The following is a 25,215-nucleotide window of genomic DNA, read 5'->3' as shown; positions in this document are numbered from 1 at the left end:
CACGGATCCTCCATGAGCCGCGTTGCTGGCAAAATCGCAATGATCGCAGGGCATGCTGCCGCAGGTCATAGTCATCCTACGAAGCCCAGCCCAGGGGCACAACATGGCGAGTGCGCGATTTTGCTGCAACCCGCATGGGAATCTGGTTTTTCGGGATTCTGAATTTGGCAATAGTCAGATCAACAAAGCCATTCTTCTTCAGCATATGCCAGTCATTCGGCATATCATGGCGCATTGTCAAGGCAGCATGCAGGCCAATTTCATCAATCAGAATACTGCCCAATGCTTCGAGGTACATTTGTTACCGGAAAAATCAAGCTTCTCCAAGTTTGTTGAGCATAAGTACGGATACAAACAAAATCTTGACAGCATCCTATTCTCGGGTAGTGTAACGATCAATAATCACTAAAAATTCATGGAGAAAGCCATGTCAGAGTTTGTTTTGCTCCTGTTTGTCGCGTTGCTTGTCCTCATCGTGGCATTATTCACGGTGCCGTTTCTACGCCGCAACATTGTCTCCAACCTTGCCTTGAGAGTTTTTTGCAAGCTGTTGCCACAAATTTCCCAAACCGAGCAGGAGGCGCTCGACGCCGGTACAGTTTGGTGGGAAGGTGAACTCTTCAGCGGCAAACCAAATTGGGACAAGCTGCTGGCCTATCCCAAACCAACTTTGAGTACGGAGGAACAGGCTTTTCTCGATGGCCCCGTTGAGCAGTTATGTGCCATGCTGGATGAATGGCATATCACGCATGAACGGCATGATCTTCCACCTGATGTCTGGCAATTTATCCGGGGAAACCGCTTTTTTGCGCTGATTATTCCCAAGGAATACGGTGGGCTCGGCTTTTCTGCACTGGCACATTCAGCAGTGGTGATGAAAATTAGTTCGCGCAGCAACACCGCAGCGGTTACGGTGATGGTGCCCAACTCACTCGGTCCGGCCGAGTTATTGCTGCATTATGGAACGGAAGAGCAGAAAAATCATTATTTGCCGCGCTTGGCCAATGGCACTGAAATCCCCTGTTTTGCATTGACCGGGCCGGAAGCCGGTTCGGATGCCGGATCCATTCCAGATGCAGGCATCGTCTGCCGCGCTGAATTTAATGGTCAGCCGGATGTACTGGGAATACGCATCAACTGGGAAAAACGCTATATCACGCTGGGGCCGGTTGCCACCTTGCTGGGGCTTGCATTCAGACTATATGATCCGGATGGATTGCTTGGCGGTGAAAAAGATATCGGCATTACGCTGGCACTGATTCCGACCAATACACCGGGGATTGATATTGGTCGCAGACATTTTCCCCTGAATGGTGTTTTCCAGAATGGGCCCAATTCCGGCAAGGATGTTTTCATTCCCATGGACTGGATCATTGGTGGACAGGAAAAAGCAGGACAAGGCTGGCGCATGCTGATGAACAGTCTTTCCGTCGGCCGATCGATTTCGCTGCCGGCCACCAGTGTCGGTGCAGCCAAGTTATCTGCCTGGAGCAGCGGTGCCTATGGTCGGGTACGCGTACAATTCAGATTGCCAATTGGTTATTTCGAGGGGGTGGAGGAAGCACTTGCCCGCATCGCCGGCAACACCTATATGATGGATGCCGCACGCGTCATGACTGCCGGTGCAGTTGATCTAGGCGAGGAGCCCTCGGTCATTTCAGCAATCGTCAAATATCATCTGACCGAACGCAGCCGCCAGGCGATTAACGATGCCATGGATATTCACGGCGGCAAGGGAATTTGTCTGGGGCCCTCCAATTATCTGGCACGCACCTATCAGCAGACACCGGTGGGAATCACCGTAGAAGGTGCCAATATCCTGACACGCAACATGATCATCTTTGGACAAGGTGCTATCCGTGCCCATCCTTTCACGCTGCAGGAAATCAGCGCAGCTTGGGATCAAGACAGGAAGCGCAGTCTGCAAGCGTTTGATAAGGCATTGATCGGACACGTAGCCTTTACCTTGCGCAATGCATTCTGCAGTCTGATTTTTGGTTTCAGTCTGCGATTGATCAAAGAAGTGCCGGCAAATGCAGCCAGTGAAACTGTCAATTACTACCGACAGCTGACACGTTTCTCTGCTTCCTTTGCGCTGCTAACGGATGTTGCCATGCTGAAGCTGGGTGGCACACTCAAGCGGCGTGAACGTCTTTCCGCACGTCTGGGCGATGTGCTCAGCCAGTTGTATCTTTGTTCAGCCACGCTTAAACGTTTTGAGGATGATGGCCGCCCTGCTGCCGATCTGCCATTTTTACACTGGTCCATGCAGGATGCACTCTACCGTATGCAGCAAGCACTCCATGAATTCCTGCTTAATTTCCCGGTCAGAAAAGTCACGCGGTGCCTGTTGCGACTCATGGTTTTTCCGCGCGGCATGCGCTGCCAGCCGCCTCCTGATACGCTTTCACATCAAGTCGCCCGGCTCATTCTGACCCCTGGAGAAGCACGTGATCGCCTGACAATGGGAATTTACCTGCCGGCTGACGAGGATGATCCTCTGGCATTACTCGGGCAAGCCATGGTTAGCGCCATCTCCTGCGAACCAATTGAAGCCAGACTGAGGCAAGCAGTCAAAGATAAAACCCTGACTACCCACGAAGATGAACAAATCAATCAGGCGCTGGCGCAAGGCATTATTAGCGATAGAGAAGCTACTTTACTGGCAGAAATGAAAGCCTTGCGCCACCGCGTCATCATGGTGGATGATTTCTCACCTGATTTGCAGCAGGTGGGTAATCCACAAGGAGAAATTCCGGCATGAATCATATAACTGCCGCCACACCATCCCGGAACATAGACGTGATCCCCGTTGAAACGGCCCGGACGCTTGATGGGTTGTTCCAAGAACGGGTCAGACGCACCCCCCACACAACCGCCTATCGTGACTACGATGTCAGCCAGGAAGCCTGGCTGGATTACACATGGGATGATATGGCCAGCGCTGTTAAACTCTGGCGGACTGCATTTTCCCGGGAAAATCTCTCTCCTGGCGATCGGGTGGCCATCATGGTGCGTAATTGCCCGCAATGGGTCATGTTTGAACAGGCAGCACTTGGGTTGGGATTGGTGGTCGTACCGCTTTATATCGAGGATCGGGCTGAGAATGCCGCCTGGTGTCTGGATAATGCAGGTGCCAGTCTGCTGCTACTGGAGAACATGGCGCGGTGGGAGGCATTTAGCCAAGTTGCCGGGCAACTTGGCCAACTGAAGCGCATCGTCATTATGAGCACTACTTCACAAGACGTGCATCTGACAGGTCATCAACGCGCCATCGCATTGCGGGACTGGCTGCCGGAAAAACCGGAGAATAGTCCACTCGCTGAGAATCAGCCTGATTCCCTGGCCACCATTATTTACACTTCCGGTACAACTGGTCGCCCGAAAGGAGTAATGCTGAGCCATCACAATATTTTGTCCAATGCCCATGCTTGTGCACAGATTGTTACGGTGACGCCGGATGATATATTGTTGTCGTTTTTGCCGCTGTCCCACACTTTTGAGCGCACAGCCGGCTACTACACTCCCATGCTATGTGGCGCAACAATCGCCTATGCACGTTCCACTCGCCAGTTATCGGAAGATCTCTTGATCATCCGGCCCACCATTTTGATTTCAGTACCCAGAATTTACGAGAGAATCTATGTGGGAATCCAGGAAAAACTGGCCGAAGGCTCTGCAGTGGCCAGACTGTTATTCAAGCTGGCTGTCGATGTGGGATACAGCCGTTTTGAATATCAGCAGGGACGTACTGGCTGGCGAATTTCACACCTGCTGTGGCCACTGCTTGATCGATTGATCGCCCGCAAGGTGATGGAAAAACTGGGCGGACGGCTGTGGCAAGTAATGAGTGGAGGCGCAGCATTATCGCCAGAAGTTTCGCATACTTTTATCGCACTGGGATTACCTATCCTGCAAGGTTACGGGCTGACCGAAACCAGCCCGGTCGTCTGCGCCAACCGGTTGAACGATAATGTCCCGGCCAGCGTCGGTAAACCTATTCCCGGAGTGGAGGTCAAGCTGGGCGAGCAGAATGCCTTGCTGATTCGCGGTCCCAACGTCATGCTGGGTTACTGGAACAATCCGGAAGCCACCAGTGCCATCTTATCTGCAGATGGATGGCTTGATTCCGGAGATACCGCACAGATCGACGAACAGGGAAGAATCACCATTACCGGCCGGCTAAAGGATATTATCGTCACGTCCACCGGTGAGAAAATACCGCCAGCTGACATGGAAGCGGCCATTTTGCATGATCCGATCTTCGAACAGGTCATGATTATTGGAGAAGGACGTTCCTATTTGAGCGCGCTGGTTGTCCTGAGCAAGCATGGATGGGAAGTCGTTGCTACGCACTGCAATACAAAAAATGATCCGCATGCACTGGCTTATGATGAATATGCTGAAGAAATCATTCTGGAAAAAATCGCCCGACAGATCAGCGGCTTCCCAGGCTACGCCAAAGTTCACCGTGCACTGCTTATTCCTGAACCCTGGACAGTAGAGAATGAAATGCTCACTCCCACTCTCAAATTAAAACGAAAAAATATTTATAAACACTACCAGGCCGAAATTGACAAGCTTTATGTCAGCCATTAAGTGTTCAGTCCTGGATGATTATAGATAAAGCCTGTTTACCCACCACTCCTAGCGTGAGCTACAGCCACTCACGCTAATCTTTACCCCGTTTTACCATCCCATACGTGAAGCAGAGAGTGGGATATCTGCATGTTCCCATGCTTTTTGGAAACGGGCCTTGATCACATCTGCTTCTACTGTTTTGTTTTGAGCACGTAAAGCTTGCTGCAAACCAAACAGTGCCCAACCATTATCGCGGTTGCGCCGCAGATCTTCCCAGTATACGGTCTCCGCTTCATCGGGACGATCTGCTTCCAGTAGAATCGCTCCTAATGCCAACCGTGGTGGATAATGCCATTCAGCAGGTTCTGTATAGACTAGGCCATCCTCAAGTCGGACTGCCCGTTCCAGGTGGGCAATGGCGACATCAAGTTTTCCATGTGCAGCGGCGAGTTCGCCTGCCAGTACTTCAGGGGCGATTCGCAATACGTTGTACGCCGTATTTTGAGAAAGCAACGGGGTATTAAGTGAAGGATCTTTTACAATTTTGTGCAATTGCGCTAATTCCATCCCGGCCTGTTGTAATTGTCCCATCGCTATATAGGCCAGGCCACGCACATAATGCCAGCTTCCTGTGAGAAAGGCGTTATCCGCAGGCGGAGCCGGTTCAGCAAGTACGCTTTGCCATTGGCCAAATCGGGCAAGTGTCCAGTAAGGCAAGACCCGGAAAATTGCAGTAAAAGGCATTTGACTCAGTAACTTATCATCCACTTTACTGGCTGCGTCACGAGCACTTTTAAGTGCCAGTGCATACTGACCGCTAGCTGAAGCCGCGAACCAGAGGAAATGAATGTTATGTGGATAGTACACCACCGGGTACAGCCCTTGCGCCTTGAACTGTGCGATATATTCCTCATCCGCCTTGATCGCCATCTGATTACTTTTTACAGCATCTGCATAGCGGCCTACACGTTGATAGATATGTGAAGCCATGTGAATCATGTGTCCGGCTTGTGGCATCAGTGTCAGCAATTTATCCGCTGCCTGTTCAGCTCGTTCTGGATTGGAGGTGGGCTCCATCAGATGAATATACATGTGCAGCGCCCCCGGATGGTTCGGGTAGCGACGCAACATATCTTCAGTCAATGCGACAATTTCATTTGTCCCTTCAAACGGGTAACCATCCCGCATCCAGTAGCCCCAAGGGCGAAGATCCATGGTGGATTCTACATACAGCATGGCAATATCCGGATCATCCGGGAACTGATGATGCACCTCACGCATGGCATCCGCATACGCTTTATCGTTGACTTTACGTGCTTCGGCCATGTCTGAATAGCGTTTTTCCAGTGCTTGTATCAGTGCCTGCTCTTTCGGCGACGCTGTGGTCATGAGTGATTTAGCCTGATTGATCAGCTTCACCGCCAACGATTCTTCACCGGCATCCATTGCTGCATTGATATTGGGGCCCAGCACCAGTGCTTGTCCCCAATAGGCCATTGCCAGCCCGGGATCCAGGCGGGCTGCCTCCTTGAATGCACGACCGGCTTCCGCATGATTGAAGCCGTAGGCAAGATTAATTCCCTGATTGATGAATTGTTGCGCCAGCTTGTTTTGTGTACTGACCGGGAAGGTATGTGTGCCGAGATTCAGGAGTGCCGAGGCTTGCCGTTCGTCCGCCAGCGATTCATCCGTCGTCGGTACAGCAGATTCCTGTCCGTATGTGGCAGGCATCTCGTTGCCGCCATGACCGGTATGCGCAAATGCACTGGGAATCCCGGCAACTGTCAGCATACAGCCGACCAATATGAATTTTGAAATAGGCATGTGAGTCTCTCCTGTATGGTTTTTATCTCTAGCTATCATAAACGTTAATGGTCTTGATATTGACAAATTCTCTCAATCCCCACCGGGAAAGCTCACGCCCCAGACCACTTTCCTTAATGCCACCAAAAGGCATGCGCGGATCCGATTTGGTGATGCTGTTGACAAACACGGCGCCTGCTTCCAGTTTGCGTGCGACCTGCTCGCCATACACCAGATCACGACTCCATACGCTCGCACCCAGGCCAAACCGGGTACTGTTAGCCAATGCAACGGCTTCATCTACGGATTGAGCGACGATGACCGGCACGACCGGGCCAAATACTTCTTCGGTCAGTACATTCATATCCGGAGTCACATTGGTCAACACAGTCGGCGGGAAATAAGCCCCCTGACGTTTGCCGCCTGTTCGTACCACCGCACCTTTCGCAAGTGCATCAGCCACGAATTGTTCCATTTTTTCTGCGGCCTGTTCATTGACCAGCGGACCAATATCCGTTTTTTCGTCGAGCGGATCCCCCACCACCAGTTTTTCAACTTCAGCCAGTAACGCTGCAGTAAATGCTTCCTGTACCTCCCGCAGAACGATGATGCGCTTCGCGGCAATGCAGCTCTGCCCGTTATTCTGAAATCTCCCGGTTACCGCTGCCTTTGCCGCAGCGGTAATATCTGCATCCGCCAGTACAACCAGGGGATCAGAACCCCCCAGTTCCAGTACGATTTTCTTCAGGTATTTTCCGGCTGTGGCAGCAATAATTTTGCCCGCTTCAGCGCTGCCAGTCAGTGAAACACCCTGACATAACGGATGAGCAATAATCTGTTCGATCTGTTCATGAGAAGCGAGAATCGTGCTGAACAGCCCTTGTGGAAACCCGGCTTCACTTACTGCCTCCTGAATATTCAGGGCAGATCCCGTGACATTGGCGGCATGTTTCAACAAAGCGCCATTGCCTGTCAGCAGTGTCGGAACCAGAAAACGAATCGCCTGCCAGAACGGAAAGTTCCAGGGCATAACCGCCAGAATGACCCCCAGCGGCTCAATAACGATACGATGTTTTCGGCCATCTGCTGCAACCTCTTCCTCAGCCAGCCAGGTTGCAGCGTTAGCTGCATACACTTCGCAGCACCAGGCACATTTTTCGATTTCCGCCCGTGCTGCGCGACTGGTTTTGCCCATTTCCTCTGACATCAGCCGGGCATATTGTTCAGATTTCTTTCGCAGAACTTCTGCCAGTTTCAGCAGCACTCCTGCCCGTTCAGACAAAGGCGTCTGCCGCCATGCCAGATGAGCCGCATGCGCATGTTCCAGCGCACTGAAGATCATCGTTTCGGAATAGCGCCTGTACGTTCGCAGTATTTTTCCGGTTGCAGGGTTTGTTGTCAGAATCATGACTCTCTCTACAAACCAATTAATATCTTGTCTGCAAGCTGAGCGGCTTCTCTTCTCCCAGCTGCTCAGCTGACAAAAAGCAGATTTCACCACCCTGTTGCATGCCCAGCTCGATAAATGTATCCACCACATCATCTGTCATATCCGATGCAGTAGCATCATCGTGAACAGTAACGATCTTTTGGTCAAAATCAATGATGCCCGGCTGAATATAGCCTTGACGCACGAACAAGCGCACTGCATTTCCTTCGGCCACAGCACGGAAAATAGTGGAAAAATCTGTCAGTAATTGATGAGCGTCGCGTGCCTGGGTAAGATGATGCAGAGCTGTTTTTGCCCGGTTGAGGCGATATTCAACCAGCATGGCCTGCACTTCCGGAATAATTTTTTCAGCAGGTACCTTTAAATCAGGCACAGTGGTGATTTCTCCGACGATATCGGTTGGCTGGTCACAAACCTCTTTGAAAAAGGCTGCATTGCGCGCATCGCCGACGATAATTACCGGCAAACGTTTACGCTCGGGATTGTTCTGAATTTCCTGTAAGCTTTTATCTACGCGGTTAAAGAATTCCTTGAGGTAGCCTGTATCATTGGGAATTTGGGCACGATCCAATCCCTCTGCAGCGAACGAAAACGGGCTCTCCATCGGAAAATTATTACCCGTTTGCAAAGTAGTTTGCGGGCCGAATTCATGGATTGGGCGATCTTTAAATGCTTCGATCAGTCGTGCGGATGTACGCGCAATGATCAGTATATAATTCAGACAAAATTTCAGAAATAAACCCCCACAGTTTATAACTTATGAAAATATAAAATCATGAAATGATGGAATTCAGCCTGAAATGTAAATCCTCAATTGAGGACTTACATTTCAGGCATCGTTAGTAAGAACAGATCCAGACACCACTTTAAACAATTAATTATCAGCCTTCAAATGTACGTCGCGTTGTTGCAGCCATGCTGAAAATTCGGCCCCAACTTCATCGTGGCACTCGCCAAGATCCACTGTTGCCTGCAAAAATCCCAGCTTGCTTCCACAATCGTAACGAACACCTTTGTAGCGATAAGCAAAAACCTTCTCGTGTTGCAAAAGTCGGGCAATACCGTCAGTGAGCTGAATTTCGCCACCGACACCGTGAGGCATGTTTTCCAGCTCTTTAAAAATACCCGGGGTCAAAACATAGCGACCAGCAACGGCCAGCGTTGTAGGCGCAACATCTGGAGCAGGCTTCTCAATAATTCCGCTGACGTCCACAAGGTCTGGCGCCACACTACGGCCGCTGACGATTCCGTAGCGCCTGGTATGTTCACGTGGTACATCCTGAACAGCCAGGATGCTGGCTTGCCTTTTGGCAAATTGCTCAACCATCTGCGCCATTACCGTAGGCTTCCCAATCATTAAATCGTCAGCGAGTAATACTGCAAAGGGTTCATGACCAACCAGCTCTTTTGAGCACAGCACCGCATGACCAAGCCCCATCGCACGGGATTGACGTACATAGGTGCAGACCATATCATCGGGAGCAATACCGCGAGCGACATCCAGCAACATGGTCTTGCCTGCCAACTCCAACTCATTTTCCAGCTCGTAGGCCGTATCGAAATGATCTTCGACGCTACGCTTGGTGCGGCCTGTCACAAAAATCATGTGTCGGATTCCGGCAGCATACGCCTCTTCAACGGCATATTGAATTAACGGTTTATCTACGACTGGTAACATCTCTTTGGCAGATGCCTTGGTTGCAGGTAGAAAGCGGGTGCCAAGACCTGCGATCGGGAATACAGCTTTTTTTACTACGCTCATGATAGAAGATTATTTTGTTCAAATTCAAATAAGGATACTCGATCGGTACTAATTTTCCTATGATGAAGCCGGCATAGTTATATTATGTTATGACATGGATGCACAAAACTGAACTCCGATCAATACGAAGCAATAAATTGCTCTGGTAGATGAATCATACTGCAAGCCAGTTTTTGAACTGGTCAATATGCATGAGTATCTAATGTAGGACTGGTTGATCGTAGTTTGTAGTTATTATCGACGCAGAGCCAAATGAGAACAGTGATGCCCAAATCCACAACGCCAGTGTCTGTGCTACACATGCATGGCCTTGGCTTACAACAAACCGGCACTTTGTCTGTTCATTATGTTGCACTCTTGTTGCTCTCAGGATGTAACAGTGCCGAACATTTGAGCTTCCTCAATCCACAAGGCCCAATTGCGACAGCTCAAAGTGAACATTTCTGGCTGGTCGTGGCCATCCTCTTCATTCTGATTGCGCTGCCTGTGTTTATCGGTACGGCGTGGATTGCATGGCACTATCGCTATGGCGCCACCAAATCCAAATACGTGCCACGATGGGAGATCTTCAAACCACTCGAATATTTCAGTTGGGGCATCCCAATCGCCATTGTTCTTTTTTTAAGCGTCTTGGTATGGGAAGATACAGAACGCTTTGACCCTTATCACACCCTTGCGTCCAGTAAACCAGCAACCCATGTCCAGGTAATTGGCTACGATTGGAAGTGGCTCTTTGTTTATCCTGAGCATGGCATTGCCAGCGTCGGCATGCTGGCGTTTCCTGCCGAGCAGCCGCTAACCATGGAGCTGACTTCAGCCACGGTGATGCAATCATTTTTCATTCCAGCATTAGGCAGCCAGATTTATGCCATGGGCGGCATGGTCACACAGCTCAATCTGCAAGCCGACCGGCCGGGCCACTTCCTCGGTGAAAACACCATGTATAGCGGCGATGGCTTCCACCAGCAAAAGTTTGTCGCTGTGGCGATGACGCTGACAGACTTTGATGCCTGGGTGCAGCAAGTCCGCGCTACCGGAATCCCGTTCGATGCAGCCGCATTGAACGCCATTGCAACGCAAGGAACCAAGGCACAGCTGAGCACAGCGCTGGCACCAGCAGCTCCGACCTTCGATGGTAATGTTTACTTCACAGGCGTGAAAGCTAATTTCTTCACCGATTTAGTGATATCAGTCATGGATGAGAAACCATTGCCGTCAACCGCGCTGGCGCCCGCGATCACTAAGGGTCAATAACCTATGAGCTGGTCTACCATTTTCAATCATCCGCTAGGACTTCTCGGTGCGGATTCGTTTCCGTTTCTGGCCATGCTCAGCAGCGATGATAGCGATATTTTTATTAACGGGCTTCTAGGCAGTTTTGCAGCCGCGCTCGTAATCATCAGCGTGATGGTGGTGGTGGCATTGCTGACGCGCTACCGCGCCTGGCGCACTTTGTGGTTCGACTGGCTCACCAGCACCGATCACAAGAAGATTGGGATCATGTATGTAGTGCTGGCACTGGTGATGTTAACGCGTGCCATCGCCGAAGCAGTTTTGATGCGCGCGCAGGGCGCAGTCGGATTAGGTGGCGGCTTTCTTTCATCCGACCACTTCGCCCAGCTTTTCAGTACGCACGGCACGATTATGATCTTCTTCATGGCGATGCCGTTTCTCACGGGGCTCATCAACTATGTCGTACCGCTACAAATCGGCGCACGCGACGTTGCTTTCCCGATACTCAATTCCATCAGCCTGTGGCTAACTGCAGCAGGTGCTGCGTTGGTGATGATTTCACTTGTCGTCGGAGCTTTTTCTACCGGTGGCTGGTTTGGTTACCCCCCCTATACCGAAACCTTATACAACCCGGGCATCGGGGTTGATTACTGGATTTGGTCACTCACACTGGCTTCTTTGGGCTCCACACTCACCGGCATCAACATTGCCGTCACCATTTACAAAAAACGTGCGCCTGGCATGAAGCTTTATTACATGCCGCTCTTTACCTGGACCGCGCTATGCACCGCTATCATGATGATTTTTGCCATGCCTCCACTTACTGTAGTGACACTACAGCTGGCACTGGATCGCTACCTCGATTTTCATTTCTTCACCAACGGCCTGGGCGGCAATCAGATGAATTTCCTCAACATGTTCTGGCTCTTTGGTCACCCTGAAGTTTACATTCTGATTTTGCCTGCCTTCGGTGTCTATTCCGAGATCTTCTCGACCTTCTCCGGTAAAGTTCTGTTTGGCTATAAATCGTTAGTGTGGGCAACCATATCGATTGCATTCCTGTCATTTTTGGTGTGGCTGCATCACTTCTTCACCATGGGTCAATCGGGCCATATCAACGCGGTGTTCGGGATTGCCTCCATGCTGATCGGCATTCCTACCGGAGTCAAAATTTATGACTGGATGTGGACCATGCTTCGCGGTCGCATACGCTTCAGTGTACCCATGATTTATTCGTTGGCGTTCATCTTTCTGTTCGTGATTGGCGGCATTACCGGCATCATGCTGGCCAATCCCATCCTGGATTATCAAGTACACAACACGGTTTTTCTGGTGGCACATTTTCATAATATGGTCGTACCAGGCGTACTGTTTGGCATGCTGGCGGGTTATACCTTCTGGTTTCCCAAAGCATTCGGGTTTCGCCTGGATGAACGTTGGGGAAGAATTTCCGCATACTGCTGGATTTTTGGCTGGATGGGTGCATTCTTCCCGCTGTACATTCTGGGCTTGATGGGGTTGCCACGCCGCAGTGTTGCCTACGAACAGGCTAGCTACGTACCACTGGAAATCGTTGCATTTGTAGGTGCTCTACTGGTTGCAGCAGCGCTCATGGCGCTTGTAATTCAGCTGTGGGTTTCAATCAAGTATCGTGAAAAAAACCGCGTTTTTGTGGGCGATCCATGGAACGGTCGCAGCCTTGAATGGGCTACATCAGCGCCCCCGCCGGAGTACAATTTCCCAGTTGTTCCAAGTATCAACGATCGTGATGCTTTTACCGCCGCCAAGGAATTTGGCGTCGGCTATCAGGAACCCGATGCATACGTCAATATCGAAATACCGCAGAACAGCGCAATGGGTCCAGTATTTGGCGGCACTAGCTTCTTGTTAGCATTCGGGCTGGTATGGCAAATCTGGTGGCTCGTAATCCTGACAGGATTGATAACGATTGGCACCCTGGTGATGCGCGGCTTTCAGCGTGACACACTTAAAATCATCCCGGCAGAAGCTGTCTGCCGGACGCATCAGCACTGGATCCAGGCTGCACGCTTGGCGCTGCCGATCAAGCGCAGCCAAGAGCACACGGCCGCGAACAAAGGGCGTGCCGCGATTGAAACCGTAGAGGTGCCCACATGATCTCAGAGCTTTTCAAGCGCTTGGAGTTTTACCTTGACGCACGCCAGAACAAGGAGATTTTTATCTACCCGGGCCTGAACCTCGGGGTCGAACACTCGGATGCGCACACCCAGGCCGAAGCAACTGTGTTTGGTTTCTGGGTATTCCTGATGAGCGACGCCATTATTTTCGGAATGGCTTTTGCTACCTACGCCACCTTGCTGCATGGCACTGCAGACAGCCCTGGCCCGCGCGAACTGTACCACTTGGGTCCCATCTTCATTGAAACACTGCTGTTGCTGACGAGCAGCTTTACGTTCGGTATGGCGTCAATCGCCATGAAATACAAACACCCGACATCACGCTTGGTCGGCTGGCTGCTGATCACACTGGTGCTTGGCGTAGTTTTCCTGGGGATGGAACTGAATGATTTTCGCGCCATGTTTGCTGCCGGCGGCCTGCCCACGCAAAGCGGCTTTTTATCGGGCTTCTTTGGTCTCGTGCCGCTGCACGGCTTGCATGTGATGGCAGGTTGCATTTGGCTGGTTTGCATGCTGGGGCAAATCGCCGTTCATGGCCTGGATAGCGAGACCAAGCTGGGGCTACTCAGATTGGCACTGTTCTGGCATTTTCTGGACATTGTCTGGATCTTTATTTTTTCAGTAGTTTATCTGGCGGGATTGGCATGAGTGAACCTATTGTTACCCGGACATCCGCGACCAACGCGCTCAGGGCCAATGAGCGGCGTGATTTCATGTCTTACATGTGGGGGTTTGGTCTAGCGCTTGGCCTCACGCTGGTACCCTTTGCGCTGGTACAGTGGCAAGCCATGGCACGTGACCCGTTGTTAATAACTATCGCGGTGCTGGCATTGGTGCAGACCGTGGTGCACTTTCGCTACTTCCTGCACCTTGACCGCAAACGCAAGCGTGAGGATCTGTTATTGGTCCTGTTTTCTACTTCGCTGTTGATCATCATGGTGGCTGGCACCATCTGGATTATGGCTAATCTTGCTGAGCGCATGACACCCATATAGCAGTCGATTGTCATGCAGGCCTACTATTTGCTTGTCGATAACAACTGTCTCTCACACTTCAATAGCAACGCCGGTGAAAACTGTTCCTGCCAAGCAATAGTCGACCACATAGTTAAGCACTTTTCTCAAATTTTTACGGGGTCATATTCTCCAATGCAGGGTAATCGTACGAATGCCAATGTTGTTGACTGTCTGAAATAGATGTTTACGATTAATCAGCTACAAAATCTTTGTTCACAGAAGGTTGATTTGTGTAGTTTTCTGTTTTTTGGGTATCCTATAGAGACGGAAGGCAAGCTGCGTCTGGCAGATGTTTTTGTATCAATCACGGATCCTCGGCAGCGGAAAAGTCGGCATGATCTGGTTAAAGTGCTGGTAATTACGATCAATGAGATACTGGCCTGGGCGAACGAGAAGCTGGATTGGCTTCGACAGTATCTCAAGCTCACCCTCTACACGACACCTTGGACCGTCTCTTCTGGCTGATCTGCCTGGAGGAATTTAAGGTAGCACCCCGTCGCTGGGTTGGCAGCATTCTGCCGACGCTCGGCCCAGATGCCGTCGTTGCCGCAGACGCTGGCTCTTGAGGGCTGCATCGCCACGATTGATGCCATGGATACCCAAACCCAAACCCAAATTGCCCAGACTATCTATGACCGGAAGGCTGGCTATTTACCTACTCTTTTCGCAAGTTATTTTTCACTGATCCAGCATGGTCAATTTGCCCCACTTTCCACACTAACAGCAATACCGGTACGCCTAGCAGAGCAGTACCGGTGAAAAATACCGCGTAGCCGTAAGCATCAACAAATTCGCCGCTGAAACCGGCGATAAATTTTGGTAGCAGCAGCATGATTGAACTGAACAGTGCATACTGGGTGGCCGAATAGGCGGTGTGTGTCAGCCCTGAAAGATAAGTAACAAAAGCGGCGGAGGCTATGCCTGCTGAAAGATTGTCGGCTGAAATAGTGAATATCAGTCCGCCGACATCATGGCCTCTGCCCGCCAGCCACACAAACAGCAGGTTGGTGGCTGCGGACAGTACCGCCCCCAAAAACAGGGTACGGATCACACCGGTTTTCGCAATCAGCACACCGCCGATCCCGGCACCCAGAATGGTCATCAGCACGCCGTACACTTTGGAAATCGTGGCCACTTCGTCCTTGGTATAGCCCATGTCCACATAAAACGGGTTACTCATGATACCCATCACTACATCTGAAATCCGGTACATGGCAATCAACGCCAGAATCAGCAGTGCGTGGTAGCCATAGCGCACGATAAAATCACGAAACGGCGCAATCATTGCACCATACAGCCAGGCAAGCAGCCGAGCTGGCAATCCATCCGGGTGCAAACCGGCAAGCGCTACCTTTACCTGTATTTCATCCACAATAGCTGACTGACCAACTGGCACATCCGGTTCACGGATGATCAACGTGGCAATGACCCCGATCAGCATGCAACCCGCCATGAATAAATATGCTATTTGCCAGGATAAGGCGCTATATTCTCCCGGGGAAACATCAAATGCTGCGGCAATCCACAGCACTCCCGCTGAAGCCAGAATCATCGCCAGACGATAACCCGCCTGATAGGTTGCCGCCATCGCACCCTGTAACCGCAAGGCAACTGCCTCGATCCGGTAGGCATCCAGCGCAATATCCTGGGTAGCCGAAGCGAAAGCCACGATCAGTGCAAAAATCACCACGCGCGATAAATCTCCAGCCGGATCAGTATTGGCCATACCGATCAACGCACCACCAATCAAAAGCTGTGACAAAAACAGCCAGGCGCGGCGGCGTCCCAGCCAGCGAGTGAGCAGCGGTAACGGCATCCGATCCACCAGCGGCGCCCAGGCCCACTTGAAGCCATAGGCCAGGCCCACCCAGCTCAAATGACCGATGGTTGTCCGGTCAATACCCGCTTCACGCAGCCAGAACGATAACGTGCCCAATACCAGCAGCAGCGGCAAGCCCGCAGAAAACCCAAGCACCAGCATGCCCAGTACTCTCGGGTGAGTATAGATACGCAGCGCATGCAACCAGCCGATGCATGCATCCAATTTCATGGATTGAAGTCGTAATCGATGAGCAGAGGAGCGTGGTCGGAAAAACGTTCTGTTTTATAAATTGATGCCCCCGTTGCTGTGCTCGCCAGACCCGGTGTAGCAATCTGGTAGTCTATTCGCCAGCCGACATTCTTTGCCCACGCCTGACCGCGATTGGACCACCAGGTATATTGATCCGGCTCCGGATTGATTGTGCGGAACACATCCACCAGTTTTAACTCGTCAAATACAGTAGACAGCCAGGCGCGTTCTTCCGGTAAAAATCCAGAATTTTTCTGGTTGGAACGCCAGTTTTTGAGATCAATTTCCTTATGCGCAATATTCCAATCCCCGCACAGCAGCACTTCGCGACCACCTTCCGCCAATGATTGCAACAGAGGAAAAAAATGCTCCATAAAGAAAAATTTGGCAGCCTGGCGATGTTCCCCGCTGGAGCCGGAAGGAAGATAAATTGAAATAACCGTCAGATTTCCGAAATCCACTCTTAAAAAGCGCCCTTCTGCATCGATTTCCGCAATACCGGTTCCCTCCACAATCTGATCAGGTGCATGACGGGTATAAATACCGACCCCGCTGTAACCCTTTTTCACAGCACAGTGAAAATAACCACTATAGCCATCCGGTGTGCGCATCACACCGTTAATATCATTCTGCTGTGCCTTTAATTCCTGCACACAGATTACATCCGCCTCCTGTTGAGGCAGCCAGTCGAAAAGCCCTTTGCTGGCTGCTGAACGCAGGCCGTTCAGGTTCAAAGTGATAATTCTCATGCGATGATAGTGGTAAATAAATTCTCAACGCCGTGTGAGATCCGGTTTGCAATAAACCCGTGCCGGATAGCCTGGTGCACGGCGCGTGTTCGGAATGACATCACCACCACTGCGAATACACATCATGGTCGATTTATCCAGATTAGAAAAATATTCATTTTCTCCTGGTTGAAATGACGCTGGTGGAACAGCTTCCCGAATAGCACGACAGGTTGCTGGCTCATTTTCAGGAATCGGATCATCCGTATGCGGTGGCAACCGGCAAAGTTGACAGGGATCACCCGGGCACAAACAGCCTTTGCACTTCGCCGCTATTGCATTGGTGCCAGCTGGCTGGGCACTCGATGATGTCATAGGCAAAACCATCAACATCAAAAATACTGAACATACAATCCATCTCAACCGCATCTGCTAATCTCCTTCAAATCAATAGACAAATCCGAATTTTTCGCTCATTTTCAGCAATTTTAAAAATAATTTTTCAAAACTTGCTCGATTACTTCACACCTGCAATGTTCGCAAAGGCGGTATTTTAGTCATGGCAAGCAATCCAGCCCAATGACACACCTACGCCGATATTTCCGGAATAATCTGTCGCAATAGTTGAAACAAGGCACGAAAACTTTTAGGAGGTTTGTTTGCCAGTTTTTCCTTTTCAACATTGCGCAACAAGGTACGCAACTGCCGGACATCAGTTTGTGGATAGCTTTGCACGAATTCAGTCACAGCCGCCTCATCGCTGATCAGGCGATCACGCCATCGCTCCAGTTGATGCAGCCATGCAGTATGCTTCAGGCTGGAATGCTGCCACGCATCCAATTTTTCCTGAACAGGCACAGGATCAATTGCACGCATCAGCTTGCCAATAAATTGCATCTGGCGGCGACGCGCACCATGACTGGTTATTCTGCGGGCTTCAAGCAGTGCGTCTGTCAGTTTTTCTGGCAGATCCAACTCGGTTATTCTGGCCGGTTCAAGCTCAACCAGCCGCTCACCCAGCACCTGCAAAGCATGCATTTCTTGTTTAAGACGGGTCTTACTCGGCCGGGATTCAAGGTCGGAGTCGGAAATATCCTGCTGATGGTTGGGCACAGTCACACGTATCGGGAACAGTCAAGAAACTGGTATCATAACCCGCTTTAGGGAACCTTAGTAATAAGCATGGCACACTGAAGAGTAATGTCCATGCCACATGGATGGATTCAAAACCACCTTCGATCATCACTAAGCAACCTGTAGCTGTAACGATCATTCTTCTTTTGTTCCGTTTTCGGCCGGATCAGCCCTGATCTGAAAACGGATCTGTTTTCAATGCTCTGATAAACCGTCTCCAACCCAATTACATGAATAATTCTAATTATCCGGAACCGCTGCAGCCATTCACCTACCCCTACGAGACCCTGCAGCAAATTGCAAATGATGTGCTAACACTTGCCAAAAAAGGAGGTGCCGACGCATGCGAGATGCATGTTTCCGATGGCTCTGGCCAGAACGTCACCGTGCGCCAGGGGGAAGTGGAGACTATTGAATATACACGCGACAAAGGGCTATCTGTCACCGTTCATATTGGACATAAGCGGGGCAATGCTAGCAGCTCGGATTTTTCTCCACAGGCCATTCGCGAAACCATCTCTGCCGCTCTGTCGATTGCCCGATACACGGCTGACGATATTTATGCGGGACTCGCTGACAAGGATCTGCTGGCGACTTCTTTCCCTGACCTTGATCTCTATCACCCGTGGTCACTGTCTGTTGAAACAGCCATTGAGCTGGCACGCCGGTGTGAAGCCGCAGCACTGGCAACAGATAAACGTATCACCAATTCGGAAGGCGCAAGTGTATCGGCCGGTGCTTCCCGGTTTGTATATGCCAACAGTCATGGCTTCAATGCGGGTTATCCACTATCTCGCCATAGCATCAGCTGCGCGGTCATTGCCGGGGAACAAAATAACATGCAGCGCGATTACTGGTACAGCGTTGCGCGTGCGGCCAGCGATCTCGAAGCCATTGAGGAAATAGGCCAAAAAGCCGGTATGCGCACCCTGGCACGCCTCGGTGCCAGAAAAATTGCTACCTGCGAAGTGCCGGTGCTGTTTGAATCAACTATTTCTTCCGGTCTGCTGGGGTATTTTGTCAAGGCAATCAGTGGCAGCAGCCTTTATCGCAAATCCTCCTTTCTGCTGGACAGCATCGGCAAACAGGTATTTCCTGCAACCATTCAGATCAGTGAGTTGCCGCACCTGCCAAAAGGTCTGGCAAGCTGTGCGTTTGACGATGAAGGGGTGGCGACTCATCCGCGCAAGGTGGTGGAAAACGGTATCGTGCAAGGGTATTTTCTGGGCAGCTACACAGCGCGTAAACTTGGTATGCGTTCCACTGGTAATGCCGGTGGCAATCATAATCTGATCCTGGAAAACGATGTATCACTGCCGTTCGATGCTCTACTGAAAAAAATGAATAAAGGGTTACTGGTTACTGAATTGCTTGGCCATGGTGTCAACCTCGTCACTGGAGATTATTCCCAGGGCGCCGCCGGATTTTGGGTGGAAAACGGTGAGATCAGCTACCCCGTTGAGGAGATCACTATTGCCGGAAATCTGAAGGAAATGTTGTCCGGTATTGTTGCCGTTGGTGACGATATCATCGTGCGCGGCTCACGCCACTGTGGTTCGCTGCTGATTGAACGCATGATCATCGCAGGACATTAAGCTATCAGCACATAAAATATCGCCAGAACCACTGGAAAATCAACGACTGTCCCATCCCCTTGAAAGGATTCAAAGTGGAAATCTTATGCAAACTGGAACGCCTGATTAACAGGATTTCCGGCGCAACAGGCTGGCTGGCAGGCTGGCTGTGCGTGCTAATGATCGGCGTGGTGTTCACTGATGTCATCACACGCTACTTTTTTCACGGCGGCTCAATCGCCATGCAGGAACTGGAATGGCACCTGTTCGCAGCAATATTCCTGCTGGGTGCCGCTTACGTTGTGCGAGAAGACGCCAATGTACGGGTAGATATCATTTACGCCCATCTGAAACCACGCCGCAAAGCAATCATCGATATCTGCGGTTATCTTATTTTTGTCATCCCCATGTGTACGCTAATTCTCTACAGCTCCTGGGATTTCGTCAGTTATTCCTATCAGTTACAGGAAACATCCAGCGATCCTGGCGGGCTGCCCTACCGCTTTGCATTCAAGGCATTACTACCAATTGGCTATGGTCTGGTACTGATTCAGTCACTGGCAGAAATCTTGCGTAATCTGCGGCTGCTGGCGGAAAAACATAACCCACCTCTGACTGATTACGCCGCCCCACAGCAGAAAGAATCATGATCTTGTCAAGCCTTGTCCGGATAGTTTTTCTGACCGCCATTCTGTCACTCTCAGACAGAATATTCACCAGAGCCATTGCCAAATGATTGCGCTGTCCATGTTCCTGGTTTGCCTGATCATGCTGGCTTTCGGCTTTCCGGTTGCTTTTACTTTTGGTGGCGTAGCACTTTTCTATGGCCTGTATTTCGAGGGATTGCATCTGTTCCTGATGGTCGCCGAGCGCATGCATTCAATCATGACCAGTGTCACCCTGATGGCGGTACCACTGTTCATTTTCATGGGGCTGATCCTGGAAAAATCCGGCATTGCGGAAAGTATGCTGGAATCGATGGGTTCCCTGTTTGGTCGTATCCGGGGTGGTCTGGCGGTATCAACTGTCATCGTAGGGATGCTGCTGGCAGCGGCCACCGGCGTGGTAGGCGCTTCAGTCATTACCATGGGATTGATCGCCCTGCCTATCATGCTGAAATACGGTTATGACAAGCGGCTGGCTACCGGGGTAATTTGCGCATCGGGCACGTTGGGGCAAATTATTCCCCCTTCGATTGTGCTGATTATCATGGGCGACGTACTACAAAGGCCGGTCGGCAGTTTTTTCCGAGCGGCACTGGTACCTGGCCTGCTGCTGGTCGTCATTTATATCATTTATTGCCTGATACTTGCCTGGTTCAGAAAAGAAGCAGCCCCTCCTATACCCAACAAAAGTGGCTCCCTCATCAAGCAATATTGGCACGCCTTCAAAACAATCATCCCGGCTTTGTCCCTGGTCATAATTGTACTGGGAACAGTTATCATTGGTATTGCCACGCCGACTGAGTCAGCTGCGATGGGATCGGTCGGTGCAATCATTCTGGCCATGCTGAACGGAAAGTTCAAAATCAGCATGCTGCACCAGGTTGCCATGGAAACCACTAAGATCACAACCATGGTATTTACCATCCTGGCAGGTGCTACATTCTTTTCAATGGTGTTTACCTATACCGGTGGTGATGAAGCGGCCGAACTACTGTTGCCCCATTTACCAGGCGGTAAATGGGGATTCATTCTGCTGATGATGTTAATCATCTTCTTGCTGGGATTTTTTCTCGATTTTGTTGAAATCGCCTATATTTTTATTCCCATGATCACCCCTCTACTGATCAAGCTGGGAATTGATCCACTCTGGTTTGGTATTTTGGTCGCGCTCAATCTACAAACTTCTTTCCTCACTCCGCCAGTTGGATTTTCATTATTCTACCTGCGGGGTGTTGCACCGCCATCCATCACCACTCTTGATATTTACCGGGGTGTTATCCCGTTCATCCTGCTGCAGATATTGACATTGGCACTGGTAGCGCTTTACCCGGGGTTGATCAAACTTGTCTGATCTCTCCGAATAACCACCAGACAAGTGCATGCACCGGGGTGTAGATCTGTCATCCCGGAACTTCTTCCTATCTTGATCGAGATCTTCATGACAAACACGCGTAACGAGAATCTTGGCTATTTCTATGGATTTATTGCTGTAGTTTTCTTTGCACTCACACTGCCAGCCATGCGCGCAGCAGTTACTGCACTTGACCCGGTTTTTGTAGCACTTGGCCGGGGGGCGGGGGCTGCTTTGCTGGCGGCTATTTTTCTATGGCTCACCCGCCAGCGCCTGCCAACCCGCGAAGAGGTGAAAGGCCTGGTAATTGTGGCTCTCGGCGCGGTGATTGGCTTTCCATTACTAGCTGCCTGGGCAATTTGTTATGTTGATGCGTCACATGGTGGCGTTGTTCTCGGCATCTTTCCACTGGCAACCGCAGTTGCAGCCGCCCTGTTTTCAGGCGAGCGCCCATCTGGCAAATTCTGGCTATTTGCACTGATAGGCGCGGCAGTGGTAGTCGGCTATTCACTGAATCAGGCTGGTGGCAAGCTTCATCTGGCCGACCTCGCGCTTTTCGGGTCAGTGATTTGTGCCAGCGTCAGTTATGCAGAAGGCGCGAGGCTATCCAAATCGTTAGGCGGGCCTCAGGTGATTTCATGGGCGCTGGTTTTTTCCTTTCCCGTCCTAATCATCCCGACCGTACTTTACGCGCCTACCACGTTGAACCTACCTATGGAATCCTGGATTGGATTTATTTATCTCACGGTCATCAGCCAATATCTCGGCTTCTTTCCCTGGTATCACGGGCTCGCTTTGGGTGGAATCTCAAAAGTCAGCCAGACCCAGCTATTGCAGCCATTTCTAACCATTATTGCATCAGTATTGCTATTGGGAGAGCGTGCGGACCTCACCACCTGGCTGGTGGCTACACTCGTAGTTGTGATCGTCGCGCTTGGCAAGCATGCTCAGGTAAAGTACAGCGGGATCAGGCCAGCAGTCATAACCGATACCAATCTGTAAGCATTTCCGGTATTTTTACAGGATGGCTTCTCCGAGCATACTTCAACCAGGCTGAGTATTGTTACCAGAAACCAGTTCCTGCTGTCAGGCCAGCACATTTTTTCTTTATGATACACCGATTTTTATCAAAAATGAACAAAGAACCACCTGTCTGTTTATCACAATACTTCGAACGGATTGGCTATCAGGGTGCGGTAGAAAATACACTGGAGGTATTGCATGCTTTGACTCGCGCACATACGCAGACGATACCATTTGAAAATCTAGATGTATTTCTGAAAAAACCGATCCATCTGGAAACAGAAGCTCTGTTTAATAAACTGGTTCTGGCAAAGCGCGGCGGATACTGTTTCGAGCAAAATGGTCTGTTTCTACAGATTCTCTTACAACTTGGGTTCAAGGCACGACCGCTGGCGGCACGGGTACGCCTGCGAGTAACCGATCGTTTGGAGATGCCAGCACGTACCCACCTGTTTATCAGCGTCGAGCTGGGTGGTCAGCAATGGCTGACCGATGTTGGTGTAGGTGGCTATTCGCTGACACAGGCTCTGCTGTGGCAGGAAAATCTGGAGCAGGATACATTGCATGATCGCCGCCGGCTGATGCATGAGGCTGGGCGCTGGTTTCATCAGGTTTGGACAGATAACCACTGGCTGGACATATACGAATTCTGGGGTGAAGAAATGCCAGCCAGCGATCAGAAAGTAGCCAACTGGTACACCAGCACATATCCGGAATCCAGTTTTACAAAACAGATCATGGCTGCGCGCGCTCTGCCCAATGGTGGACGTCTTTCACTACTGGATGGAGAATTCAGGCATCGTCATCCAGATGGTCGCGTAATAGCGCACCATGTTCCATCCGATAAATTGAAGAATATTCTACTGGAACAGTTTGCCATACGCTGGCCGGAAGAATAATGGCAAACCGGTTATTATCATGGTGGCTTTGTAGACTAAATCTCCTTATCACCATCAATGATGTGCTGCGATACACCTTCCGTGAAACATGGATTTCACCATGCACACTCCAATGCACAATTAATTACAGGGATAGTGTTCCTAAGCGATACCTAGCCAGAAAACGAGTGTCCCAATAAAAATTCCATACGTTGCAACCGGAACCAAAATGTTTTTCCAGCACTGGCGATGGCTTAACAAGACATCATCCTTTTTTCTGACAGTCGCGGCAACAGATTTCCATAACCTTCTTAAATTATCATCCAGAACAATTTCATATATGAAAAATGCAATGGTGACAGTTCCCCCGCCAACCTGAAATAACCAGAGCAATTCAGGATAATGTTGAGAGAAACCAGAATCGAAAAATTTAACTAACAGCCCACCAGACACCGCAAAGTAAATGGTCAATATTGCAAAACGCAACATGCTGTAATGTCTGATACTGATCAATAACTCTGTCAATTTATAGTCGCATAATTTCTTGTCCGTACTGCGTGATTGAGCGCATATCGGAGACGTAAGTCTCCTGAAAGAAATTTTTTGGTAATTCAAGGGCAACAAACTATTTCTCCATGGACAATGGACATCCAACTGTCCTCTTTGGCAGCCCAGGCCAGCCAGGCCTGTGCTATGCACTCAAGATCCTGTTCTGTTGCAATGCCGTCATTACGAAGCTGATCAGCTATGTCCGATTTCAAAATTCGATCTGCCCACATACTACCCCACCAGGCACGACTACCCGGAGTGGATAAACACCAAGTACTGGAGGTTGATTTGATTTCTGTAAACCCGGCTTGTTGCGCCCAAGAGAGTAAATAGCGACCAGCATCAGGCTCTCCACCGTTACTTCGGGTCACCTCCTGATAGTATTTCATCCATTGATCAAGTGCAGGAATCATGGGGTACCAGATAAACCCACCATAATCACTATCCCGAACTGCCACGATTCCATCAGGCTTACAGATACGCCTCATTTCACGGAGCGCCTGTACAGGATTGCCCACATGCTGCAGGACCTGGTGCGCATGTACTATATCGAAGCTATTGTCGGGTAACCCCAGCGTGGTGGCATCACCAACCAAAAAATTCACATTTTCCAGATGCTGCCGCTCAACTTCTGCTTTGGTCAACTCAAGTGCTAAAGCAGTTATTTCTACAGCAGTAACCTGGCCAGGCGCTAACCGTCTGGCAAAATCAACGGTAATAGTGCCAGCACCAGACCCAATATCGAGTAAATTTTTCCCGGGGATAATCCTGTCTTTAATATAGCCAACAGAGTTTTCGACAGTACGATTTCTATGCGAGTGCAGCACTGAATCGTGGTATCCATGCGTATAAGTTATCTTTTCTCTCATAGATCCAGCTTTATTTCTTTTCCCTCGCCCGCGCCAGTGCAAGAGCCAGTGCACTGACAGATGTGGATTTATCTACTCTGGATGCAACCTGTGGTTGACGAGAAGCACGCCGGGGCTGGCGGTTGTCTTTACCTGTTTCTTTATGTACTGTATGTATTTTAGGCTGTTCGGTTGCTTCAGGCACATCATCAATCCGCATGGTTAGACTGATACGCTGACGTACGGTATCCACTGCCAGCACCTTGACTTTGACGATCTGTCCTGGCTTAACAATCTGGTGGGAATGATTCCGCGTCTGGCACAGCCAGGCACCTGATGGCATGAAATGCCGCTAAGCCCGCGTAATTGCGGGCTTTTTTTTGTTTGTGTTTG

At 50.3% G+C, this 25,215-nt stretch carries 24 protein-coding genes; 12 read left to right on the top strand and 12 right to left on the bottom strand.

Annotation, left to right across the window (positions count from 1 at the left end):
* Positions 1–76 precede the first annotated feature (76 nt).
* On the bottom strand, positions 77–298 hold the full coding sequence (locus C8R14_RS04830) for a hypothetical protein (protein WP_041353429.1): 222 nt from the start codon (positions 296–298) through the stop codon (positions 77–79).
* Between the two features lie 129 nt (positions 299–427).
* Between C8R14_RS04830 and C8R14_RS04825 the strand changes: the two genes are divergently transcribed.
* Positions 428–2,764, top strand: coding sequence for an acyl-CoA dehydrogenase (locus tag C8R14_RS04825; protein ID WP_011633800.1), 2,337 nt, complete (start codon positions 428–430; stop codon positions 2,762–2,764).
* Positions 2,761–4,599, top strand: a complete 1,839-nt coding sequence (locus C8R14_RS04820; protein ID WP_011633799.1) for an AMP-dependent synthetase/ligase — start codon at positions 2,761–2,763, stop codon at positions 4,597–4,599. Before C8R14_RS04825 ends, C8R14_RS04820 begins: the two co-directional genes overlap by 4 nt.
* 90 nt (positions 4,600–4,689) lie before the next feature.
* Here C8R14_RS04820 and C8R14_RS04815 read toward each other — a convergent pair whose 3' ends face one another.
* From C8R14_RS04815 to galU, 4 genes are all read right to left on the bottom strand, one after another.
* Entirely contained in the window at positions 4,690–6,405 is a 1,716-nt protein-coding gene (locus C8R14_RS04815) for a tetratricopeptide repeat protein (RefSeq protein ID WP_011633798.1), read from the bottom strand.
* Between the two features lie 28 nt (positions 6,406–6,433).
* Positions 6,434–7,792 carry an NAD-dependent succinate-semialdehyde dehydrogenase gene (locus C8R14_RS04810; protein WP_011633797.1) on the bottom strand — a complete coding sequence of 453 codons (1,359 nt, stop codon included), beginning with the start codon at positions 7,790–7,792 and terminating at the stop codon, positions 6,434–6,436.
* Between the two features lie 19 nt (positions 7,793–7,811).
* Entirely contained in the window at positions 7,812–8,537 is a 726-nt protein-coding gene (locus tag C8R14_RS04805; RefSeq protein ID WP_256201559.1) for a baeRF3 domain-containing protein, read from the bottom strand.
* Between the two features lie 171 nt (positions 8,538–8,708).
* The gene (galU, locus tag C8R14_RS04800) at positions 8,709–9,596 is read right to left on the bottom strand and encodes a UTP--glucose-1-phosphate uridylyltransferase GalU (RefSeq protein ID WP_011633795.1); all 888 of its coding nucleotides are present in this window, start codon (positions 9,594–9,596) and stop codon (positions 8,709–8,711) included.
* Positions 9,597–9,860: 264 nt separating this feature from the next.
* Here galU and C8R14_RS04795 point away from each other — a divergent pair, with 264 nt between their 5' ends.
* From C8R14_RS04795 to C8R14_RS04775, 5 genes are all read left to right on the top strand, one after another.
* Complete coding sequence (locus C8R14_RS04795) at positions 9,861–10,850, top strand: cytochrome ubiquinol oxidase subunit II family protein (protein WP_160803458.1); 990 nt, start codon at positions 9,861–9,863, stop codon at positions 10,848–10,850.
* A 3-nt stretch (positions 10,851–10,853) separates the two neighbouring features.
* The gene (locus C8R14_RS04790) at positions 10,854–12,965 is read left to right on the top strand and encodes a cbb3-type cytochrome c oxidase subunit I (protein WP_011633793.1); all 2,112 of its coding nucleotides are present in this window, start codon (positions 10,854–10,856) and stop codon (positions 12,963–12,965) included.
* Positions 12,962–13,633 (top strand): cytochrome c oxidase subunit 3, encoded by a 672-nt coding sequence (locus C8R14_RS04785; RefSeq protein WP_011633792.1) that lies wholly within the window; start codon positions 12,962–12,964, stop codon positions 13,631–13,633. The genes C8R14_RS04790 and C8R14_RS04785 overlap by 4 nt, the downstream gene beginning before the upstream one ends.
* Positions 13,630–13,980, top strand: coding sequence for a cytochrome o ubiquinol oxidase subunit IV (locus C8R14_RS04780; RefSeq protein WP_011633791.1), 351 nt, complete (start codon positions 13,630–13,632; stop codon positions 13,978–13,980). The genes C8R14_RS04785 and C8R14_RS04780 overlap by 4 nt, the downstream gene beginning before the upstream one ends.
* Positions 13,981–14,181: 201 nt before the next feature.
* Positions 14,182–14,466 carry a DDE transposase family protein gene (locus C8R14_RS04775; protein ID WP_011633790.1) on the top strand — a complete coding sequence of 95 codons (285 nt, stop codon included), beginning with the start codon at positions 14,182–14,184 and terminating at the stop codon, positions 14,464–14,466.
* A 190-nt stretch (positions 14,467–14,656) separates the two neighbouring features.
* Here the strand turns inward: C8R14_RS04775 and C8R14_RS04770 are convergent, their stop codons facing one another.
* The 4 genes from C8R14_RS04770 to yjgA form a co-directional block, all read right to left on the bottom strand.
* On the bottom strand, positions 14,657–16,051 hold the full coding sequence (locus tag C8R14_RS04770; protein ID WP_011633789.1) for an AmpG family muropeptide MFS transporter: 1,395 nt from the start codon (positions 16,049–16,051) through the stop codon (positions 14,657–14,659).
* Positions 16,048–16,821: an exodeoxyribonuclease III gene (locus C8R14_RS04765; protein WP_011633788.1), complete on the bottom strand. Its 774-nt coding sequence runs from the start codon at positions 16,819–16,821 to the stop codon at positions 16,048–16,050. Before C8R14_RS04765 ends, C8R14_RS04770 begins: the two co-directional genes overlap by 4 nt.
* A gap of 24 nt (positions 16,822–16,845) precedes the next feature.
* Entirely contained in the window at positions 16,846–17,175 is a 330-nt protein-coding gene (locus C8R14_RS04760; protein WP_240142196.1) for a hypothetical protein, read from the bottom strand.
* Between the two features lie 213 nt (positions 17,176–17,388).
* On the bottom strand, positions 17,389–17,919 hold the full coding sequence (gene yjgA / locus C8R14_RS04755; RefSeq protein ID WP_011633786.1) for a ribosome biogenesis factor YjgA: 531 nt from the start codon (positions 17,917–17,919) through the stop codon (positions 17,389–17,391).
* Between the two features lie 245 nt (positions 17,920–18,164).
* On the opposite strand from yjgA, the gene pmbA reads away from it, so the two are divergent.
* The 5 genes from pmbA to C8R14_RS04730 all read left to right on the top strand — a co-directional run bounded on the left by pmbA (position 18,165) and on the right by C8R14_RS04730 (position 23,446).
* Positions 18,165–19,529, top strand: a complete 1,365-nt coding sequence (gene pmbA, locus C8R14_RS04750; RefSeq protein WP_011633785.1) for a metalloprotease PmbA — start codon at positions 18,165–18,167, stop codon at positions 19,527–19,529.
* A 74-nt stretch (positions 19,530–19,603) separates the two neighbouring features.
* Positions 19,604–20,158 (top strand): TRAP transporter small permease subunit, encoded by a 555-nt coding sequence (locus tag C8R14_RS04745; RefSeq protein ID WP_011633784.1) that lies wholly within the window; start codon positions 19,604–19,606, stop codon positions 20,156–20,158.
* A gap of 82 nt (positions 20,159–20,240) precedes the next feature.
* Positions 20,241–21,524, top strand: a complete 1,284-nt coding sequence (locus C8R14_RS04740) for a TRAP transporter large permease (RefSeq protein WP_011633783.1) — start codon at positions 20,241–20,243, stop codon at positions 21,522–21,524.
* Positions 21,525–21,611: 87 nt separating this feature from the next.
* Positions 21,612–22,526, top strand: a complete 915-nt coding sequence (locus C8R14_RS04735; protein WP_011633782.1) for a DMT family transporter — start codon at positions 21,612–21,614, stop codon at positions 22,524–22,526.
* A 131-nt stretch (positions 22,527–22,657) separates the two neighbouring features.
* Positions 22,658–23,446, top strand: coding sequence for an arylamine N-acetyltransferase family protein (locus C8R14_RS04730; protein ID WP_041353690.1), 789 nt, complete (start codon positions 22,658–22,660; stop codon positions 23,444–23,446).
* Between the two features lie 141 nt (positions 23,447–23,587).
* On the opposite strand, the gene C8R14_RS04725 is transcribed toward C8R14_RS04730, so the two are convergent.
* The 3 genes from C8R14_RS04725 to C8R14_RS04715 all read right to left on the bottom strand — a co-directional run bounded on the left by C8R14_RS04725 (position 23,588) and on the right by C8R14_RS04715 (position 25,165).
* On the bottom strand, positions 23,588–23,914 hold the full coding sequence (locus tag C8R14_RS04725) for a hypothetical protein (protein ID WP_107818325.1): 327 nt from the start codon (positions 23,912–23,914) through the stop codon (positions 23,588–23,590).
* 122 nt (positions 23,915–24,036) lie between these two features.
* Positions 24,037–24,843, bottom strand: a complete 807-nt coding sequence (locus tag C8R14_RS04720) for a class I SAM-dependent methyltransferase (RefSeq protein WP_011633779.1) — start codon at positions 24,841–24,843, stop codon at positions 24,037–24,039.
* A 10-nt stretch (positions 24,844–24,853) separates the two neighbouring features.
* On the bottom strand, positions 24,854–25,165 hold the full coding sequence (locus C8R14_RS04715; RefSeq protein WP_011633778.1) for a S1 RNA-binding domain-containing protein: 312 nt from the start codon (positions 25,163–25,165) through the stop codon (positions 24,854–24,856).
* Between the last annotated feature and the right edge of the window lie 50 nt (positions 25,166–25,215).

This window comes from Nitrosomonas eutropha (assembly GCF_003201195.1).
GTDB lineage: Bacteria > Pseudomonadota > Gammaproteobacteria > Burkholderiales > Nitrosomonadaceae > Nitrosomonas > Nitrosomonas eutropha.
Note: the sequence above shows the minus strand (reverse complement) of the source record. Positions and strands in the feature narration are given on the sequence as shown.

Excerpts from the sequence above, each read along its gene's own strand:
- C8R14_RS04830 (WP_041353429.1), bottom strand. The coding sequence starts at position 298 with ATGTACCTCGAAGCATTGGGCAGTATTCTGATTGATGAAATTGGCCTG.
- C8R14_RS04825 (WP_011633800.1), top strand. The coding sequence starts at position 428 with ATGTCAGAGTTTGTTTTGCTCCTGTTTGTCGCGTTGCTTGTCCTCATC.
- C8R14_RS04820 (WP_011633799.1), top strand. The coding sequence starts at position 2,761 with ATGAATCATATAACTGCCGCCACACCATCCCGGAACATAGACGTGATC.
- C8R14_RS04815 (WP_011633798.1), bottom strand. The coding sequence starts at position 6,405 with ATGCCTATTTCAAAATTCATATTGGTCGGCTGTATGCTGACAGTTGCC.
- C8R14_RS04810 (WP_011633797.1), bottom strand. The coding sequence starts at position 7,792 with ATGATTCTGACAACAAACCCTGCAACCGGAAAAATACTGCGAACGTAC.
- galU (WP_011633795.1), bottom strand. The coding sequence starts at position 9,596 with ATGAGCGTAGTAAAAAAAGCTGTATTCCCGATCGCAGGTCTTGGCACC.
- C8R14_RS04795 (WP_160803458.1), top strand. The coding sequence starts at position 9,861 with ATGCCCAAATCCACAACGCCAGTGTCTGTGCTACACATGCATGGCCTT.
- C8R14_RS04790 (WP_011633793.1), top strand. The coding sequence starts at position 10,854 with ATGAGCTGGTCTACCATTTTCAATCATCCGCTAGGACTTCTCGGTGCG.
- C8R14_RS04785 (WP_011633792.1), top strand. The coding sequence starts at position 12,962 with ATGATCTCAGAGCTTTTCAAGCGCTTGGAGTTTTACCTTGACGCACGC.
- C8R14_RS04780 (WP_011633791.1), top strand. The coding sequence starts at position 13,630 with ATGAGTGAACCTATTGTTACCCGGACATCCGCGACCAACGCGCTCAGG.
- C8R14_RS04775 (WP_011633790.1), top strand. The coding sequence starts at position 14,182 with ATGTTTACGATTAATCAGCTACAAAATCTTTGTTCACAGAAGGTTGAT.
- C8R14_RS04770 (WP_011633789.1), bottom strand. The coding sequence starts at position 16,051 with ATGAAATTGGATGCATGCATCGGCTGGTTGCATGCGCTGCGTATCTAT.
- C8R14_RS04765 (WP_011633788.1), bottom strand. The coding sequence starts at position 16,821 with ATGAGAATTATCACTTTGAACCTGAACGGCCTGCGTTCAGCAGCCAGC.
- C8R14_RS04760 (WP_240142196.1), bottom strand. The coding sequence starts at position 17,175 with ATGACATCATCGAGTGCCCAGCCAGCTGGCACCAATGCAATAGCGGCG.
- pmbA (WP_011633785.1), top strand. The coding sequence starts at position 18,165 with ATGAATAATTCTAATTATCCGGAACCGCTGCAGCCATTCACCTACCCC.
- C8R14_RS04740 (WP_011633783.1), top strand. The coding sequence starts at position 20,241 with ATGATTGCGCTGTCCATGTTCCTGGTTTGCCTGATCATGCTGGCTTTC.
- C8R14_RS04735 (WP_011633782.1), top strand. The coding sequence starts at position 21,612 with ATGACAAACACGCGTAACGAGAATCTTGGCTATTTCTATGGATTTATT.
- C8R14_RS04730 (WP_041353690.1), top strand. The coding sequence starts at position 22,658 with ATGAACAAAGAACCACCTGTCTGTTTATCACAATACTTCGAACGGATT.
- C8R14_RS04725 (WP_107818325.1), bottom strand. The coding sequence starts at position 23,914 with ATGTTGCGTTTTGCAATATTGACCATTTACTTTGCGGTGTCTGGTGGG.
- C8R14_RS04720 (WP_011633779.1), bottom strand. The coding sequence starts at position 24,843 with ATGAGAGAAAAGATAACTTATACGCATGGATACCACGATTCAGTGCTG.
- C8R14_RS04715 (WP_011633778.1), bottom strand. The coding sequence starts at position 25,165 with ATGCCATCAGGTGCCTGGCTGTGCCAGACGCGGAATCATTCCCACCAG.